The following is a 17,266-nucleotide window of genomic DNA, read 5'->3' as shown; positions in this document are numbered from 1 at the left end:
ACAACTGCTTGCACAAGCGCTCAGCAAGCAGCGCCGACTTTTTTGCAAGATGCGGGAACTGAATTTCATCGGGAGCTTGCACATGAACGACCTTGAACGCGAACAATTGACGGCCTTGCTGAATCGGCTGACGCAAGTGCAACTGATGAGCCGGGATGCCGAGGCGGAACGACTGATCAGCGAGGCCGTCGCTCGCCAGCCGGATGCCGCCTACTTGCTGGTACAGCGGGTGTTGCTCCAGGAACGGGCGCTGCAGACCGCGCACGACGACCTTCGGCGCTTGCAGGCGGCACCGGCGGGGGCTTCGTTGCTCGGCGATACGACCTGGGGCGGCCAGGCCCGCCCGCTTGCGCCGCCGCCGGTAGTGACCGGCGCTGGCGGTACCGCGAGTAGCGGTGCGCCGGGCTGGCTGGGGACGGTTGCGACCACCGCGGCCGGGGTGGTTGCCGGTTCCTTCCTGTATCAAGGCATCGAACACCTGCTGGCAGGGGCGGCAACCCATCCGCCCAGCCAGGGATTGCTGACACCGGGCGAAACGGTCGCGAACAATTCTTATGGCGACGATCTCGGCGCCTTGAGCGACGGTCTCGCCGCCGACGGCGATTCCGAGTGGTTGTGAGGGCGGCGGCGCGATGTGGTTCGAACTCGAATTCGTGGCGCTGTTGCTGTGCTCAATCGGCTTGCCGCTGGCGATCTACTATTTCATGTGGAAAAAGCGCTCGATTTCGCCGTTGACCGTGTTGGCGCTGGCGGCGATCCTGATCCTGCTCTCCGGGATCGATCTGCTGTTGCTGCAACGCCTGGCCGAGATCGTCAAGCAGACGCCGTCGCTGTTCGACGACGCGATTTTCTCGGGCCAGCTCGGGATGGCGATCTACCTGCTGCCGGCGACCTTCGCCGGGATCGGGATCAACCTGATTTCACACGTCCTGATCCGCCATCTCGAACGCGCCGAGCGGCGCTTCGAGAGTTCGGCCCACCCGGCACCATGAAAAAAGCCCACGGGCGGTGACCCGTGGGCTGCGGTGGCCAGCGGAGCTTATTCGCCGAGGTAGGCGGCCTTGACCTTGGGGTCGTGCAGCAGTTCGGCGGAATCACCGGTCAGGGTGATTTCACCGCTTTCCATCACGTAGGCCCGCTGGCTGACTTCGAGCGCCAGTTTGGCGTTCTGCTCGATCAGCAGGATGGTCATGCCTTCAGCGGCCACTGCACGGACGACTTCGAAGATCTTCTGCACCATGATCGGTGCCAGACCCATCGAAGGTTCGTCGAGCAACAGCAGCTTGGGCCGGCTCATCAAGGCCCGGCCGAGCGCCAGCATCTGCTGTTCGCCACCCGAGAGGGTGCCGGCCAGCTGGGTTTCCCGTTCCTTGAGGCGCGGGAAATAGGCGTACATCCGTTCGACGTCGCGGGCGATTTCAGCCTTGTCGTCGCGGATGAAGGCGCCCATCGCCAGGTTCTCGGCGACGGTCAGGCGCGGGAAAACGCCGCGCCCTTCCGGGACCAGGGCGATGCCCTTGCGGATGAGATCGTACGGCGCGACCTGCAACATCTTTTCGCCGCAAAAATGCACGTCGCCGGTAGCCGGGACAATGCGCGAGATGGCTTTCAGCGTACTCGTCTTGCCGGCGCCGTTGGCGCCGACCAGGGCGACGGTCTCGCCCTGTTTGACGTGAAAGGTGATGCTGCGGACGGCCTGGATGCCGCCGTAAGCCACATGGAGTCCGGTAACTTCAAGCACCTAGGTATGCCTCAATCACACGTTGATCATTCTGTACCACGGCGGGTACATCCTCGATAACCAGCGCGCCGTAGTCGAGTACGGCGACGCGGTCGCACAAGCCCATCACCAGCTTCACGTCGTGCTCGATCAGGAGCACGGTGGTGCCGTCGCCGCGAATGCCCTCGATCAACTCGCGCAATTCGCCGGTTTCAGTGGCGTTCATGCCGGCGGCCGGTTCGTCGAGACAGAGCAGCTTGGGTTCGGTAGCCAGCGCGCGGGCGATTTCCAGGCGGCGCTGATCGCCGTAGGAGAGGTTCTTGGCCAGGTCGTCGGCCCGCTCGGCGATGTCGACGTAGTGCAGCAATTCCATCGCCCGCTCGCGAATCGCCTTTTCTTCGGCGCGGGTTGCGGCGCTGTTGAGCATGGCGCCGATCACGCCGGCTTGGGTCCGCACGTGGCGGCCGACCATCACGTTTTCCAGCGCGGTCATGTTGCCGAACAGCCGGATGTTCTGGAAGGTGCGGGCGATGCCGCGCGCCGCCGCCTGGTCCGGGGCATCCGCCACCAGCGGCGTACCGGCGAAATCAAAGCCGCCGCCGTCGGGAATGTAGAGCCCGGTCATGCAGTTGAAGAAAGTGGTCTTGCCGGCCCCGTTGGGGCCGATCAGGCCGTAGATTTCGCCCTGGCGGATGGTCAGCGACACATCGCGCAGCGCCTTGACCCCGCCGAAATGCTTGGCCACTTGTTTGGCGGCCAGCAGCACCGGCTTTTGCGTCGGATTGGTGTTGTCGCTCATGCGCGTCCCTCCTCCAGTTCAGCCTTGCGCTCCGGCGCCGGCCACAGGCCGGCCGGTTTGAAGCGCATCACCAGCACCAGCGCCAGGCCGAAGACCAGCATGCGCAGGCTTTCCGGGTCGACCAGCACCTTGCCGAAGAGCAGTTGCTGGATCGGCGCGACGCCGTAGCGCAGGGCTTCCGGCAAAATCGCCAGCAGCACCGCGCCGAGGATTACGCCCGGGATGTGGCCCATGCCGCCGAGCACCACCATCGCCAGAATCATCACTGATTCGATCAGCGAGAAACTCTCCGGCGAGACGAAGCCCTGCATCGCGGCGAAGACGCCGCCGGCAATGCCGCCAAACGAGGCGCCCATGGCGAAGGCGAGCAACTTGACGTTGCGGGTGTTGATCCCGACCGCCTTGGCGGCGATCTCGTCCTCGCGGATCGCCTGCCAGGCGCGGCCGATCCGCGAATTCTGCAGGCGCAGGTTGACCAAGATCACCAGCAAGGCCAGCGCCACCAGCAGGAAATAGTATTTCTGCGGTCCACTCAGCGTCAGGCCGAAAATGGTGCTGTTGCCGGCAAAGCTGAAGTCACCGATCTTGACCGGGTCGATCAGGGTGATGCCCTGGGCGCCGTTGGTGATGTTGATCGGGGCATTCAGGTTGTTCATGAAAATGCGCACGATCTCGCCAAAACCGAGGGTGACGATGGCCAGATAGTCGCCGCGCAGCTTCAGTGTCGGCGAACCGAGCAGCACGCCGGCAACGCAGGCGCAGGCCGCGCCGATCGGCAGGATCGCCCAGACCGGCAGGTGCAGCCCGAAGTGCGGGCTGGCGAGCAATGCCCAGGTATAGGCGCCGACCGCGTAGAACGCGATATAGCCAAGGTCGAGCAGGCCGGCGAGGCCAACCACGATATTCAGGCCGAGGGCGAGGAAGACATAGAGGATCGCGAAGTTGGCGATCCGTACCCAGGCCTGGCCGCCAGTGGCCAGCGCGAACGGAAGCGCGATCAGGGCAATGGCAATTAAAGCGATTCCCACGGTCGACCGTGGCGAAAGCCAGTTTTTGATACTCATGCGCGGTCTCCCGTCTTTTCGCCAAAGAGGCCGCTGGGGCGGAACATCAGCACCGCGATCAGCACCATGAAGGCGAAGATGTCCTGATAGTGGCTGCCGAGGAAGCCGCCGGTGAGGTCGCCGATGTAGCCGGCGCCGAGGGCTTCGATGATCCCGAGCAGGATGCCGCCGGCCATTGCGCCGACCAGATTGCCGATCCCGCCGAGTACGGCGGCGGTGAAGGCCTTGAGGCCGAGCATGAAGCCCATCTGGTAGTGGGCGATCTCGTAATAGGCGCCGACCATGATTCCGGCCAGCGCGGCGAGTGCCGAGCCGATCACGAAGGCGGCGGAAATCACGCGGTTGCTGTTCACCCCCATCAGTCCGGCGACGGCCGGATTCTGGGCGGTGGCGCGCATCGCCATGCCGAGCTTGGTGCGATACACCAGCAGCGTCAGACCGAGCATGGTTGCGGCCGAAAGTACGACGATGACCACCTGGACGGCGGTGAAGTGCACCCCGGCGAGTTCAAAGTTGATTTTCGGGAACAGCGGCGGGAAGGTCTGGTAATTGCGCCCCCAAACGATCATCGCCAGGTTTTGCAGGATGATCGACATGCCGATCGCGGTGATCAGCGGCGTTAGGCGCGGCGCATTGCGCAGCGGGCGGTAGGCAATCCGTTCGAGCCCCCAGCCCATTGCCATGCACAGCAACGAGGCGGCAATCAGGGCAGCGAGGCCGGCCAGCGCCGGCGGCATGCCGGACGCGAGCAGCGTGCCGGCGACGGTGATCGCGGTCAGGGTGCCGATCATCACCACTTCGCCGTGTGCGAAGTTGATCAGTCCCATGATCCCGTAGACCATCGTGTAGCCCAGCGCGACCAGGGCATAAATGCTGCCCTGGACCAGGCCATTGATGATTTGTTGCAGGAAAATATCCATATTAGCTTTCAGGTCCGCAGAAAGAGGAAACGGCGCCTTGCGGCGCCGTTTGCGGAAGCCCGGAGGGGCTTATTTCTTGTCGGCCGGTGCCGGAACAGCGGCCGCAGCCGGGGCCGGAGCAGCTTCTGCCTTGGCCGTTTCGGCAGCCGGAGCAGCGGCTGCGCCACCGAGGGTTTCAACGTAATCCAGCTTGCCGGCCTTGTACTGGTACAGGGAGATTGCGCCACCCTGGAGGTCGCCGAACTGATCGAACTCGATCAGTGCGGTAACGCCGTCGTACTTGGTCTTGCCCAGTTCCGGGAGATACTTGGCGGGTTCGGCGGAGCCGGCACGCTTCATCGCGTCGGCCATCACCATCACCGCGTCGTAGACGTACGGTGCGTAGAGTTGGATTTCGGCGTTGAATTTCTTGGTGAACTTGTCCTTGAATTCCGGACCCTTGGCCAGCTTTTCCAGCGGCTGGCCCGGCAGCGAGCAGAACTGGCCTTCGGCAGCAGCACCGCCGAGCTTCATGAACTCCGGCGTGCACACGCCGTCGCCGCCAAGGAACTTGGCCTTGATCCCGAGTTCGGCCATCTGCTTGACCAGCGGGCCGCCCTGGGCGTCCATGCCGCCAAAGAAGATCAGGTCCGGTTTCTTGGACTTGATCTTGGTCAGGATGGCCTTGAAGTCGGTGGCTTTGTCGTTGGTGTATTCGTTGGCGACGACCTTGAGGCCGGCCGCTTCGGCGGCCTTGCGGAATTCGTCGGCGAGGCCCTGGCCGTAAGCCGTGCGGTCATCGACCACGGCAACAGCCTTGGCGCCCTGCTTGGCGGCGAATTCGCCGAGCACCTTGCCCTGCTGCACGTCGTTGGCCATCACCCGGAAGGCGGTCTTGAAGCCTTGCTGGGTGTAGGTCGGGTTGGTTGCGGAGCCGGAAATCTGCGGAATGCCGGCATCGGAGTAGAGCTTGGAGGCCGGAATCGTGGTGCCCGAGTTGAGGTGGCCGATGACGCCATTGACCTTGGCATCGACCAGCTTCTGGGCGACGGTGGTGCCTTGCTTCGGGTCGGCCTGGTCATCTTCGCCGAGCAGTTCGAACTTGGCCTTGGCGCCGCCGATTTCAAGGCCCTGCGCGTTCAGTTCCTCGATCGCCAGGCGGGCGCCGTTTTCGTTGTCCTTGCCGAGGTGGGCCTGGGGGCCGGTCATCGGGCCGACATGGCCGATCTTGACCAGCACTTCCGGCTTTTGCGGTGCCGCAGCCGGAGCCGGTGCGGCGACTTTCGGTTCCTCTTTCTGGCCGCAGGCCGACAGGGCGAAGGCAGCGGCGACGGAAAGGGCTACAGCAGAAATCTTGAGTTGCATAGGAGATGCTCCAGGTTTCTGATTAATGGATGGGTTGCAGACTGGTTGATCGACCGGTCGTGCAAAAACCTCGCGATTCTCGCGGTGCCCGCAGTTGGCGTCAATACGTGTCTACCCTTGTGGTAATTTGCCCGGGTTGTTCGCAGAGTACTGCGCTTTCCTGGAGAGTCCCGTGTCCGTATTGCCCCCATCCTTGAGCGAACCCCTGAGTCAGCGCTTCGGCTCGCGCTTCACTACCGGCGAGTCGCATCGCCTGCAGCATGGCCGCGATGAGTCGGTGCATCCGCCGATGCTCCCGGCGGCCGTGGTGTTTGCCGAGAGTACCGACGAGGTGGTCGCAGTCGCCCGCCTGTGCACCGAATATGGCGTACCGCTGATTCCCTACGGCGTCGGTTCGTCGGTCGAGGGGCATGTGCTGGCGCCGCAAGGCGGGATTTCGCTCGATCTGTCCGGAATGAACAAGATCATCGCGATCCATGCCGAGGACGGCGATGCGACGGTCCAGGCCGGGGTCACGCGGATGCAGTTGAACGATGCGCTGAAGGGAACCGGCCTGTTCTTCCCGATCGATCCGGGGGCCGACGCGACCTTGGGCGGAATGGCCGCGACCCGGGCCTCCGGGACCAATGCGGTGCGTTACGGTACGATGAAGGACAATGTACTGGCGACCACCACGGTGCTTGCCGACGGTCGCGTGCTGAAAACCGGCGGCCGGGCGCGCAAGTCGTCGGCCGGCTATGACCTGACCCGCCTGCTGGTCGGCTCGGAAGGCACGCTGGGCATCATGACCGAGTTGACGGTCAAGCTCTATCCGATTCCCGAGGCAATCTCGGCGGCGGTGTGCACTTTTCCGAGCATCGATGCCGCCGTGCAGGCGGTAATCCAGACCATCCAGTTGGGGGTGCCGGTCGCCCGTATCGAACTGCTCGATCAGTTGGCCCTGGCGGCGATCAATCGCTTCAGCAAGACGACGTTGGCCGAGGCCCCAACGCTGTTTTTCGAATTTCACGGTTCGCCGGCCGGCGTTGCCGAACAGGCCGAGACGGTGCAGATGCTGAGCAGCGAACTGGGCGGTACCGATTTCGCCTGGGCGACGCGTCCCGAAGAGCGTTCGCGGCTGTGGCAGGCGCGCCATGATGCCTACTTCGCTTGCCTGCAGCTGAAGCCCGGTTGCCGCTGCTTTCCGACCGATGTGTGCGTACCGATTTCGCGGCTGGCCGAGTGCATTGCCGAGACGCAGGCCGACATCACGCAGGTGTCGATCCCGATTGCCTTGTTCGGGCATGTCGGTGACGGCAATTTTCACCTGGTGGTGCTGGTCGATCCGGACAATCCGAAAGAAATGGACGAAGCGGCCTGGATCAGTTCGCGCGTCGTCGAGCGGGCGATCCAGATGGAGGGCACATGCACCGGCGAGCACGGAATCGGTCTGGGCAAGCGCAAGTATCTCGCCCGCGAACATGGCGAGGTCGCGGTGGCGGTGATGCAGGCGCTCAAGGACGCGCTCGATCCGCTGGCCCTGCTTAACCCAGGCAAGGTGTTGTTTCCGAAAAAACCATGAGCCAAGGGGGGAGTTGCCGTAATAGAATAACGGACTGACTTCCTCCGTTGCCATGACTTCGCTCAGCCTCAAGCTCAAACTGACCCTCGGTGCCGCCGCGATCGCGGTGCTCTTGCTGATCGTCCAGTCCTTTGCGCAGTTCTATTCGCTGCATGCCGACCTGCAAGCCGGTATCGAAAAGGAGCAGTTTGTGCTCCTCAGCGCGCTGGCCGAGCAACTTGACGACAAGATCGAGGAACGTCAGACGATGTTGCAGCAGTCGGCACGCACGGTGCCGCTTGACCGGTTGGCCGACCTGCCGGCGCTGGAGCGGCATTTGCAGGGCAAGGCCGAGTTGCTGGCGTTGTTCGACGACCTCTATATTTTCGATGCCCGCGGGGTGCTGCTTGTCGATTGGCCGCAAAAGCCGGGGCGGCGTGGTCTTGACATGTCGGCCCGCGATTATGTCAAGGGCGTGCAGGCGACTCGCCAGCCCTTCATTTCACAGCCGATTCTGGGCAAGGCAACGCGCCAGCCGATCGTCGTCATTGCGGCTCCGGTACTCGACTCCCGTGGCGAACTGGTGGCCATCGTCGGTGGCGTGCTCAACCTCTACAAAGCCAATCTGATTGGCGAACTCGGCAATCGCAAGATCGGCGAGCACGGTTATTTTTACCTGGTTTCCTCCGATCGGCAGTTCATTGCCCATCCGGATCGTTCGCTGATCCTGCAGCCGGTGCCCGCTGAACGCGACCATCCGGTGCTGGCGCGTGCTTTGGCTGGCTACGAAGGAACGCTGGAAGGGGTCAATCACCGTGGCCTGCACGGGTTTTTCACCTTCCGCCGACTGGCTACCACCGGCTGGGTTCTGGCTTCGGTGATCCCGGTCGAGCAGGCCTTGCGGCCGGTGGCCAAGATCCAGCGCGACATGGCGCTGGTTACCCTGTTGCTGATGGTGCTTGCCTTGCCGCTGGTCTGGTGGCTGGGGCGGCGCCTGTTCGCTCCACTCGGCGCGCTGGCTGTGGCGATGGACGAGCGGGCCCGCAGCATGCGCCCAGGGTTGCCGGCGGCGCCGGTGGCTGTTGCCGGCAGTGCCGAGATTCAGACTGTGGCAACTGCGTTCAACGGTTTTCTTGCCGCCCGGAACCTGGCTGAGGAGGCGTTGGCGGTGAGCGAGGCCGAGCGCAACCGGATCATGCTCAATCTGGAACAGGCCCGGGATGCAGCGGAAGCTGCCAACCGGGCAAAAAGCGAATTTCTGGCCAACATGAGCCATGAGTTGCGGACGCCAATGAACGGCATCATCGGCATGGGCGAAATTGCGTTGATGTCGGCCAGCGACGAAGAAACCCGGCATGCCGTACAGATGTCGCTGGATTCGGCGCGTTCCTTGTTGGCGATTCTCAGCGACATTCTCGAAATGTCCCGCCTCGATGCCGGCAAGCTGGTTATCCGTCAGCAGCCGATGTCGCTCGGCGGAGTGGTCGGCGATGTGGTGCGCCTGATGACGCCGCCTTGCCACAAGAAAGGGCTCGACCTGCGTTTCGGTCTGCCGGCCGATCTGCCGCGAGAGGTGCTGGGCGATGCCCTGCGGCTACGCCAGATTTTGCTCAATCTGCTGGGTAATGCGATCAAGTTTACCGCACATGGAAGCATTACCCTCGACTTGCGGGTTGAGGTCCAGCCTCCGGGGCTGGTAACGGCGCAGATCGTGATCAGCGACACCGGTGTCGGGATTCCGGCGGCGCAACTGGAGCAGATTTTCCTGCCCTTTGCCCAAGCCGACGGTTCGTCGACCCGTGCGTTCGGCGGTGCCGGTCTGGGCCTGGCAATTTCGCGGCAACTGGTCGAACTGATGGGCGGGCGGCTTGAGGTGCGCAGCCGCGAAGGTGAGGGCAGCGTGTTCTCGGTCATGTTGCCCTTTACGCTGGCCAGCGCCGGTCGCCCACCGGCCTGAATGAGTGGGCGGGCGGAACCTCCGCCCGGCTGACTCGCTCCAAGCGGCAGGAAGGTGCCGTCCGGCGACCGCTACCGGCGGGGCCCTCCCGGTGTTCCGCGATCGCGGGATGCCATTGCTCGGGAGGATGGGTCATGAGCCATGCCGATTCCGTACTGCGCAGCGAAGCCGGGGCCGTTGCCCGGCTTGATGATCGCTATACCAGCACCGGCCGGGTCTATCTGACCGGCACCCAGGCCTTGATTCGCCTGCCAATGCTGCAGCGCGAGCGCGACCTTGCCGCCGGCCTGAATACCGCCGGCTTCGTGTCCGGTTATCGCGGCAGCCCGCTCGGGCCGCTCGATCAGGGCTTGTGGAAGGCCAAACAACATCTCGCTGACCACCACATCAGCTTCCAGCCGGGACTCAACGAGGACCTGGCGGCGACCGCCGTGTGGGGTAGCCAGCAGGTCGGGCTGTTTCCCGGTGCCCGTTACGACGGCGTGTTCGGCCTGTGGTACGGCAAGGGGCCGGGCGTCGACCGCTGCGGCGACGTCTTCCGCCACGCCAATGCCGCCGGCTCGGCGCGTTATGGCGGAGTGCTGGTGGTCGCCGGCGACGATCATGCGGCTAAGTCCTCGACCCTGCCGCACCAGACCGAGCACATCTTCAAGGCGGTGCTGATGCCGGTGCTCTATCCGGCGAATATTCAGGAATACATCGAGTACGGCCTGCACGGCTGGGCGCTCAGCCGCTATTCCGGCTGCTGGGTCGCGTTCAAGGCGCTGGCCGACACGGTCGAGACGTCGGCCTCGGTCAACGTCGATCCGGCAGCGGTCAACATCGTGCTGCCGCAGGATTTCGCGCTGCCGCCGGACGGCCTCAACATCCGCTGGCCGGACCCGCCGCTGGAGCAGGAAAAGCGCCTGCTCAACCTCAAACTGTATGCCGCGCTGGCTTATTGCCGGGCCAATCGCCTCGACCGTCTGGTGATCGACTCGCCGCAGCCGCGTCTCGGCATCCTCACCGCCGGCAAGAGCTATCTCGATGTGCGCCAGGCGCTCGACGAACTGGGTATCGACGAGGCGCTGGCAGCGCAGATCGGCATCCGCCTGTACAAGGTCGGGATGGTCTGGCCCCTGGAGCCGGAAGGCGTGCGCCGTTTCGCCGAGGGGCTGGAGGAAATTCTGGTCGTCGAGGAAAAGCGGCAACTGCTCGAATACCAGCTCAAGGAGGAACTCTACAACTGGCGCGACGACGTGCGCCCGCGGGTGATCGGCAAATTCGACGAAAAAGGCGAGTGGACCGTGGAAGGCGAGGGCGGCTACCTGGCGCACGCCGACTGGCTGCTGCCGGCGACCGGCGAACTACCGGTGGCGACGATTGCCAAGGTGATCGCGGCCCGCATCGGCCGCTTCTTCACCTCGCCGGCGATTCATGCCCGGCTCGACCTGATCGCGCAGAAGCAGAAGGCCAGCCAGACGCCGCTGGTCTTGGCCGAGCGCAAGCCGCATTTCTGTTCCGGCTGCCCGCACAACACCTCGACCCAGGTGCCGGAAGGTTCGCGGGCGGTGGCCGGGATCGGCTGCCACTACATGGTGACCTGGATGGGGCGCAATACCGCGACCTATACCCACATGGGCGGCGAAGGCGTGCCCTGGGTCGGCCAGGCGCCGTTTACTGAGGAAAAGCACATCTTCGCCAACCTTGGCGACGGCACCTACTTCCATTCCGGCATCCTGGCGATCCGCCAGGCGCTGGCGGCCAAGGTCGCGATCACCTACAAGATCCTCTACAACGATGCGGTGGCGATGACCGGCGGCCAGCCGGTCGACGGCCAGCTGAGCATTCCGCGCCTGACCCGGCAATTGGCGGCGGAAGGCGTCGAGAAGGTGGTGATCGTCACCAACGATCCCGATAAATATGCCGAAGTCACCGATCTGGCCACGCCGGGTGGCCGGGCCTTGCCGATCTTTCATCGCGACGAACTCGACCAGGTTCAGCGCGAACTGCGCGAATATCCCGGCGTCTCGGTGCTGATCTACGACCAGATGTGCGCCACCGAAGCACGGCGCCGGCGCAAGCGCGGCAAGCTGCCGCCGGTGGCGCGGCGGGTGGTGATCCATCCCGAGGTTTGCGAAGGCTGCGGCGATTGTTCGCGGCAATCGAACTGCCTGTCGGTGGTGCCACTGGAAACCCCGTTCGGGACCAAGCGGGCAATCGACCAGTCGGCCTGCAACCAGGATTTCTCCTGCCTCAAGGGCTTTTGCCCAAGCTTCGTGACGCTCGACGGCGTGCGCCTGAAGAAGGGGGCCGGGCTGGCGCCGCCGGCTGCCGGAAAAGATGCAATTTCCACGGTCGACCGTGAACATTGGGGCATATTGCCGCTGCCGGCCTTGCCGCCGACCGCTGTCCCCTACAACCTGCTGCTCACCGGCGTCGGCGGCATGGGCGTGATCACCGTCGGGGCGCTGATCGGGATGGCGGCGCACCTCGACGGCAAGGGCGTCTCGGTGCTCGACATGACCGGGCTGGCGCAGAAGTACGGGGCGGTCTTCTCGCACCTGCGCATTGCTGACCGGGCGGAGGATATCCACGCGGTGCGGATCGCGACCGGCGAGGCGCATGCGCTGATCGGCGGCGACCTGGTGGTCAGCGCCGGCAGTGAGGCGCTGTCCAAGCTACTCGCCGGGCAGAGCCGGGTCCTGGTCAATAGTGCCGAAACGCCGACCGCCGACTTCACCCGCCAGCGTGACTGGAAACTGCCGGGGGCGGCCTTGCAGCAACGCCTGGTCGAGACGGTCGGGGCGACTGCCGTGCACTTCATCGACGCCCAGGGTTTGGCCTTGCGGCTGATGGGCGATGCGATCTACACCAACCTGCTGCTGCTCGGCCACGCCTGGCAGATGGGGCTGGTGCCGGTCAGCCTGGCGGCGCTGGAGCGGGCGATCGAACTCAACGGCACGGCGGTCGCGGCCAATCTCGAAGCCCTTGACTGGGGGCGGCGGGCCGCCGTCTTCCCGGAACGGGTCGCCGCCCTGGCCGGTCCGTTGCAGCCGCCGCCGGTCGGGGAAATCTCGCTCGACGCGCTGATCGAGCAGCGGGCGCAACACCTGACTGCCTATCAGGATGGCGAACTAGCCGCCCGCTACCGGCATCGCATCGCCACCCTGCGCGCGCTGGGCGATGAGGTGCTGACCCGGCTGGTGGCGGTGCAGTATGCGCGGCTGCTGGCGCCCAAGGACGAATACGAGGTCGCCCGCCTCTTCGTCGAGAGCGATTTTCTGGCTCGGCTCAAGGAGCAGTTCGAGCCGCTGGCAGCGGGCCAGGCCTTGCGTCCGAGTTTTCATCTGGTGCCGCCATGGGGGCGGCGGGCGGGGGCCGACGGACGACCGCGAAAGCAGGCTTTCGGTCCTTGGCTGTTGCCCTGGTTGCGCTTGCTGGCCGCCGGGCGGCATTGGCGAGGGCGTTGGTTCGATCCCTTGCGTCTGAGCGCAGAAAACGCGCTTGCTCGCGAACTGCTGACGGCCTACGAGTCCGACCTCGATCTGATTCTGCAGCGCGGCAGTGGTCCGCAAGCCCGCGAACTGGCGGCCTGGCCGAGCGAGGTGCGTGGTTTCGGGCCGATCAAGGCGGCGGCAGCTGCCGCCGCCTGCCAGTCGCGGCAAGCGATGCGGGCGGCGTTGCCGGCAGCGCCTCTGGCCAATGGTTGAAGGCAGGAAGGGAGATCGCGCTGGCGCAGAGGTCGCGCGGCTTGTTGTCCGGTTCGGCGGTTGACCGTGGATACGGCGAAAACGGCACCGCGAGGGGGGGCGGATTTGGCATAAAATCGCTGCATGTCAGATTCCTTCTCATTCTCGCCAGCCGCCCGTCAGTTTGCCCTGCAGGCGGCGGCAGCGATGCTCGTTCTGTCGGTTGCCTGGCCCTATTACGGCTGGCAGGCGGCGGCGCTGCCTTGGGCTGAAACCAGCTATGCCATCGGTTGCGTCGGATTTGCCTTCGCGACCTTGTCGCGCCAGCCTTGGTGGTGGCGGCTGATTCATCTCTTGTTCCTGCCGGCGGTGTGGTTCACCCATCAGTTGCAGATCGATCCGGGCTGGTTCCTGGCCGCCTTCATCCTGCTCCTGCTGGTCTATCGCGGTGCCTTGTCGGGACAGGTTCCTCTCTACCTGTCGAACCGCGAAACTGTCGCGGCATTGGCCGAGTTGCTTGAACAGCGGGCTGGCTCGGGCAGCCTGCGTTTTGTCGATCTCGGTGCCGGGATCGGTAGCACGGTGATTACGCTGGCCGACCACTTGCCGCAGGTGCACTGCCGGGGTGTCGAAAATGCTCCGTTAACCTGGCTGATCGGCCGCCTGCTGGCGGTTGGGCGGCCTAATCTGCAGTGGCAATGGGAAGATCTGTGGCAGGTTGATCTCGGCCAGCACGACGTGGTTTATGCTTTTCTGTCGCCGGCGCCAATGCCGCAGCTTTGGGAAAAGGCACTGCGCGAGATGGCGCCCGGCAGCCTGTTGGTCAGTAATAGCTTTCCCGTGCCCGGTGTGGTGCCGAGCCGGGTGATCGAGGTGCCTTGCCTGCCGGCGCGGCCCCTGTATTGTTACGAAATGCCGGGGGCTTAGACGGTGGCGGCACGCAGCAAGCCCGAATCGCTGATTCCTCTGATCGCTCTGGTCGGCACGCTGGCCGTATTCGTGGTTCTGCTCGCCGATCTTTACCTGTCGCGGCAGCGCGAAATCGAAAGCGGGGAACGCCGGCTGCAGCATTTCAGCGTGATGATGGCCGAGCATACCGCGCGTTCCTTCGAGGCGATCGATATTCTGTTGCGGGAAGTGGCGACCGATCTGTCGCAGAACCGCAGCGACTGGGAGGGCTGGGAGCCGGCTCGGGGCTGGGAGTACATGGCTCAGCGCCATTCGCGGGCGATGCCGCAATTGCGCGACCTGATCATTTTCGATCGTCAGGGCAACCAGCGTTTTATCTCCACTTATTTTCCGCCGCCGCATATCAATGTCCGCGACCGGCCCTATTTTGCCCAACTGGAGAACGGCGCCAACGTCTCCACCTTCGGGCCTTATATCGGGCGTAACTCCGGTCGCTACACTTACGCACTGGCGCGGCGCATCGTGACGCCGGGCGGGCAGTTTGCCGGAGCTGCCTTCGCTGCGGTCGAGCCGGCTTACCTGCAGGACTTCTGCTGGTACAACCGGCTTTCCGACGATTTCGAGGCCTTGCTGATCAACAGTAAGGGCGAGGTGGTTGCCTCCTGCCGTCCCACCGACATGAGCAAGCAGTCGCCGATTCTTGGCACTCGCGCCGAAGACAGCCTGTTTGACGGGCAACTGGCCGGCCGTCTGGGCGGTAGCGGGATCGTCAGTCATGGCGGGCTGATGGCCTCGCTGTCGCCGGTTCCCAGTTTTCCCGATCTGCGAATTGTCGCGGTGATTCCGGAAAAAACCTTGCTCGCCAACTGGCAAGGACGGATGCTTGAACTGACCACCCTCGGCTTTCTGCTTGGCGGCTTGTTGCTGACCATTGCAATGCTGGTCCGTCGCCAGTTTCGGGCAATGGCGCAAATGACCGAAGAACTGCAGGCCAGCCGGCAGATGCTGGAAGACCGGGTACGCGAGGCAACCCAGAAGCTGGAAGCGCAGAAAAACGAAGCCGAGCGGGCTAACAAGGCAAAAAGCCGTTTTCTCGCGGCGGCCAGCCACGACCTGCGCCAGCCGTTGCATGCCTTGTCGCTGTTTTCCGCCGATCTGTTGCGCCAGGTGAGCAACGGCGTGACTCACACGCTGCCGCGACTGGCCGAGCAGATCGCCCAGTCGACTTCGGTGCTCGGCGAGTTGCTCGATTCGCTGCTCGACATCTCGCGGCTTGACGTCGCCGGGATCAAGCCTGAAATCCACGGTGCCGCGCTCAATCCGGTGTTCGAGCGGCTGGCCTCGTCCTTTCGCCGGACTGCCATCGAACGCGGCTTGCGTCTGCGGGTGCGAGCTACGCGCTTGTGGGTCGAGACCGACCCGCTGATGCTTGAGCGGATACTGGTGAATCTGTTGGCCAATGCGCTGCGCTATACCCCCAAGGGCGGCACCATCCTGCTGGCCGCCCGGCGGCGTGGGCGCGGCGTGGTGATCGAGGTCCGCGACAGCGGGATCGGGATTGCCACCGAACATCAGGCAGCGATTTTTGCCGAGTTCTATCAGGTGGGGAATAGCGCACGCGAGCAAAACAAGGGTTTGGGGCTGGGCTTGTCGATTGTCGACCGGCTGGTGCGCGCGCTGGAAATCCGGATTGAACTGAAGTCGCGCCCTGGCGAGGGAACCCGCTTCAGCCTGTGGCTACCCGAGGCGCGAGAGAACGATAACCGCTTGCGCGAACTGATGGCGGTTGCCGGCGATGTCTGCCTGATCGGCCAGCACGCGCAGTTCGACCTGATTGAAAGCCTGCTGCGTTCTTGGGACTACCGCACCCGCCGCCATACCCGTCTGGAAGATGCGGCACTGGTGCCCGAGCGGACCGTGATCGTCGATTATCCGGTGCTCCGTCAGCTCGGCAGCGATAGCAGCGGGCTGGCCCTGATCTGCGTGTTGCCGGAAACGCCAGTGAGCTTGCCGCCCGGCGTGCATCCTTTGCCGTTGCCGGTTCGTCCGGCGAAGTTGCGTGCCTTGCTGCGTGCCTGCAGCAAGGCTTGAGCCATTCCCGGCTCAGAAGGTGTTTTCGAAGTCGATGCCGTAGCGGGCAACCGCAACCAGTGCCTGGGTCCGGCTGCTGACATCGAGCGTGCGGAAAATTGCCGTCGCGTGAATCTTGACCGTGCCTTCCGACAGTTTCAGCTGTTCGGCGATGTCGCGGTTCGACAGGCCTCGCACCATCAGTGCCAGAACCTGCGCCTGGCGATCGGTCAGGCCGATTTCCGAGGGTTTGACTCCAGCCGGGAACTTGTGTGCTTCGCGCAGTTCGCTGTCATCGACGACGCGGCTTGATTGCTGCCCGGCAGGGCGGAATATATTGCCATCGAGCACGCTGCGTACTGCGGCCAGCAATGCTTCGCCGGAGTAGGCCTTGGGAATGAAGCCGGAGGCACCGAGTCCGAGGACGCGGTTGACCGTTGGGGTGTCGTCGTAGGCAGAAACCACCACCACCGGCATGGCCGGATAGCGGCGCCGCAGAACATCAAGGCCGGAAAAACCGTCAATGCCCGGCAGCGCCAGATCAAGGAAGACGAGGTCATATTCTCCGGCGTCTTCGAGTTGCGTCAGCGCGGTTTCAAAATCTGCCGCTTCGGCAACCTCAACTTCCTGGTCTACCTGCGCCAGAAGGCGAACCAAGCCTTCGCGTACCAGTGCATGATCTTCGACTACCAGCAGTTTCAGCATTATTGTTCCTGTTCCGTTCTCCCCGGGGCGGACCGCTAATTTACCATTGCGGGCAGAAAAAGTGGTTTAACATGGAGTCATTAAACCGGAGGGAGAACGAGAATGTCCGACGAGCAGGCACACGATCCACTCAACTTCATGCGCAACCTGTGGGGCAACATGGGCTTCTCGCTCCCCGGCATGGTGGCGCCCACCTTCGATGTCGAGGAACTCGACAAGCGGATCAAGGATTTGAAGGCAGTCGAAGGTTGGCTGCGAATGAATCTGTCGATGTTGCAGATGACCATCCAGAGTCTGGAAATGCAGCGTACTACGGTGTCGACCGTGCAGGCGATGGGGCGGATGGCAGCCGATGCCGCACGTTCGGCCAGCGAACCGGCCGACAGCGGCGATGCTACGGTCGACCCGCAAAAAAGCGCATTTTCCGAAGCAGCGATGTGGCCCTGGCAGATGATGCAGCAGATGCGTGAGCAGATGCAGCAGCATGCCGATGCCGCTGCTCAGGCGTCCGCACCGGCACCGGAGGATGCGGCTGAAAAACCGGCTCGGCGTAAAAAAACCAGTTAA

Annotated in this window: 14 protein-coding genes; 8 read left to right on the top strand and 6 right to left on the bottom strand. The window is 63.9% G+C overall.

The features are described from left to right. The first annotated feature begins 82 nt into the window (after positions 1–82). Together VX159_RS14660 and VX159_RS14655 are read left to right on the top strand one after the other, a co-directional pair. A complete protein-coding gene (locus tag VX159_RS14660) occupies positions 83–619 on the top strand; it encodes a DUF2076 domain-containing protein (protein WP_371323619.1) in 537 nt (178 codons plus the stop codon). Between the two features lie 13 nt (positions 620–632). Then, positions 633–992, top strand: a complete 360-nt coding sequence (locus VX159_RS14655) for a hypothetical protein (protein WP_371323618.1) — start codon at positions 633–635, stop codon at positions 990–992. Between the two features lie 47 nt (positions 993–1,039). On the opposite strand, the gene VX159_RS14650 is transcribed toward VX159_RS14655, so the two are convergent. From VX159_RS14650 to VX159_RS14630, 5 genes are all read right to left on the bottom strand, one after another. Continuing rightward, positions 1,040–1,741, bottom strand: coding sequence for an ABC transporter ATP-binding protein (locus VX159_RS14650; RefSeq protein WP_371323617.1), 702 nt, complete (start codon positions 1,739–1,741; stop codon positions 1,040–1,042). Then, a complete protein-coding gene (locus VX159_RS14645) occupies positions 1,734–2,519 on the bottom strand; it encodes an ABC transporter ATP-binding protein (protein ID WP_371323616.1) in 786 nt (261 codons plus the stop codon). Before VX159_RS14645 ends, VX159_RS14650 begins: the two co-directional genes overlap by 8 nt. After that, complete coding sequence (locus VX159_RS14640) at positions 2,516–3,583, bottom strand: ABC transporter ATP-binding protein (protein WP_371323615.1); 1,068 nt, start codon at positions 3,581–3,583, stop codon at positions 2,516–2,518. Before VX159_RS14640 ends, VX159_RS14645 begins: the two co-directional genes overlap by 4 nt. Next, positions 3,580–4,503 (bottom strand): branched-chain amino acid ABC transporter permease, encoded by a 924-nt coding sequence (locus tag VX159_RS14635; protein WP_371323614.1) that lies wholly within the window; start codon positions 4,501–4,503, stop codon positions 3,580–3,582. Before VX159_RS14635 ends, VX159_RS14640 begins: the two co-directional genes overlap by 4 nt. A gap of 69 nt (positions 4,504–4,572) precedes the next feature. Next, positions 4,573–5,847, bottom strand: coding sequence for a branched-chain amino acid ABC transporter substrate-binding protein (locus VX159_RS14630; RefSeq protein ID WP_371323613.1), 1,275 nt, complete (start codon positions 5,845–5,847; stop codon positions 4,573–4,575). Between the two features lie 172 nt (positions 5,848–6,019). On the opposite strand from VX159_RS14630, the gene VX159_RS14625 reads away from it, so the two are divergent. The 5 genes from VX159_RS14625 (at position 6,020) to VX159_RS14605 (ending at position 16,015) form a co-directional block, all read left to right on the top strand. Then, positions 6,020–7,408, top strand: a complete 1,389-nt coding sequence (locus VX159_RS14625; RefSeq protein ID WP_371323612.1) for an FAD-binding oxidoreductase — start codon at positions 6,020–6,022, stop codon at positions 7,406–7,408. 52 nt (positions 7,409–7,460) lie between these two features. Then, positions 7,461–9,344 (top strand): sensor histidine kinase, encoded by a 1,884-nt coding sequence (locus VX159_RS14620; protein ID WP_371323611.1) that lies wholly within the window; start codon positions 7,461–7,463, stop codon positions 9,342–9,344. Between the two features lie 134 nt (positions 9,345–9,478). Beyond that, positions 9,479–13,036: an indolepyruvate ferredoxin oxidoreductase family protein gene (locus VX159_RS14615; protein WP_371323610.1), complete on the top strand. Its 3,558-nt coding sequence runs from the start codon at positions 9,479–9,481 to the stop codon at positions 13,034–13,036. A gap of 123 nt (positions 13,037–13,159) precedes the next feature. Continuing rightward, positions 13,160–13,942 (top strand): class I SAM-dependent methyltransferase, encoded by a 783-nt coding sequence (locus tag VX159_RS14610; protein WP_371323609.1) that lies wholly within the window; start codon positions 13,160–13,162, stop codon positions 13,940–13,942. A 3-nt stretch (positions 13,943–13,945) separates the two neighbouring features. Beyond that, positions 13,946–16,015 (top strand): ATP-binding protein, encoded by a 2,070-nt coding sequence (locus VX159_RS14605; RefSeq protein ID WP_371323608.1) that lies wholly within the window; start codon positions 13,946–13,948, stop codon positions 16,013–16,015. Between the two features lie 12 nt (positions 16,016–16,027). On the opposite strand, the gene VX159_RS14600 is transcribed toward VX159_RS14605, so the two are convergent. Further along, on the bottom strand, positions 16,028–16,699 hold the full coding sequence (locus VX159_RS14600) for a response regulator (RefSeq protein WP_371323607.1): 672 nt from the start codon (positions 16,697–16,699) through the stop codon (positions 16,028–16,030). A 102-nt stretch (positions 16,700–16,801) separates the two neighbouring features. On the opposite strand from VX159_RS14600, the gene VX159_RS14595 reads away from it, so the two are divergent. Beyond that, positions 16,802–17,266, top strand: coding sequence for a PhaM family polyhydroxyalkanoate granule multifunctional regulatory protein (locus tag VX159_RS14595; RefSeq protein ID WP_371323606.1), 465 nt, complete (start codon positions 16,802–16,804; stop codon positions 17,264–17,266).

Origin of the sequence: Dechloromonas sp. ZY10 (genome assembly GCF_041378895.1) — a bacterium.
Lineage (GTDB): Bacteria > Pseudomonadota > Gammaproteobacteria > Burkholderiales > Rhodocyclaceae > Azonexus > Azonexus aquae.
This window is presented reverse-complemented; position numbering and strand designations above follow the sequence as displayed.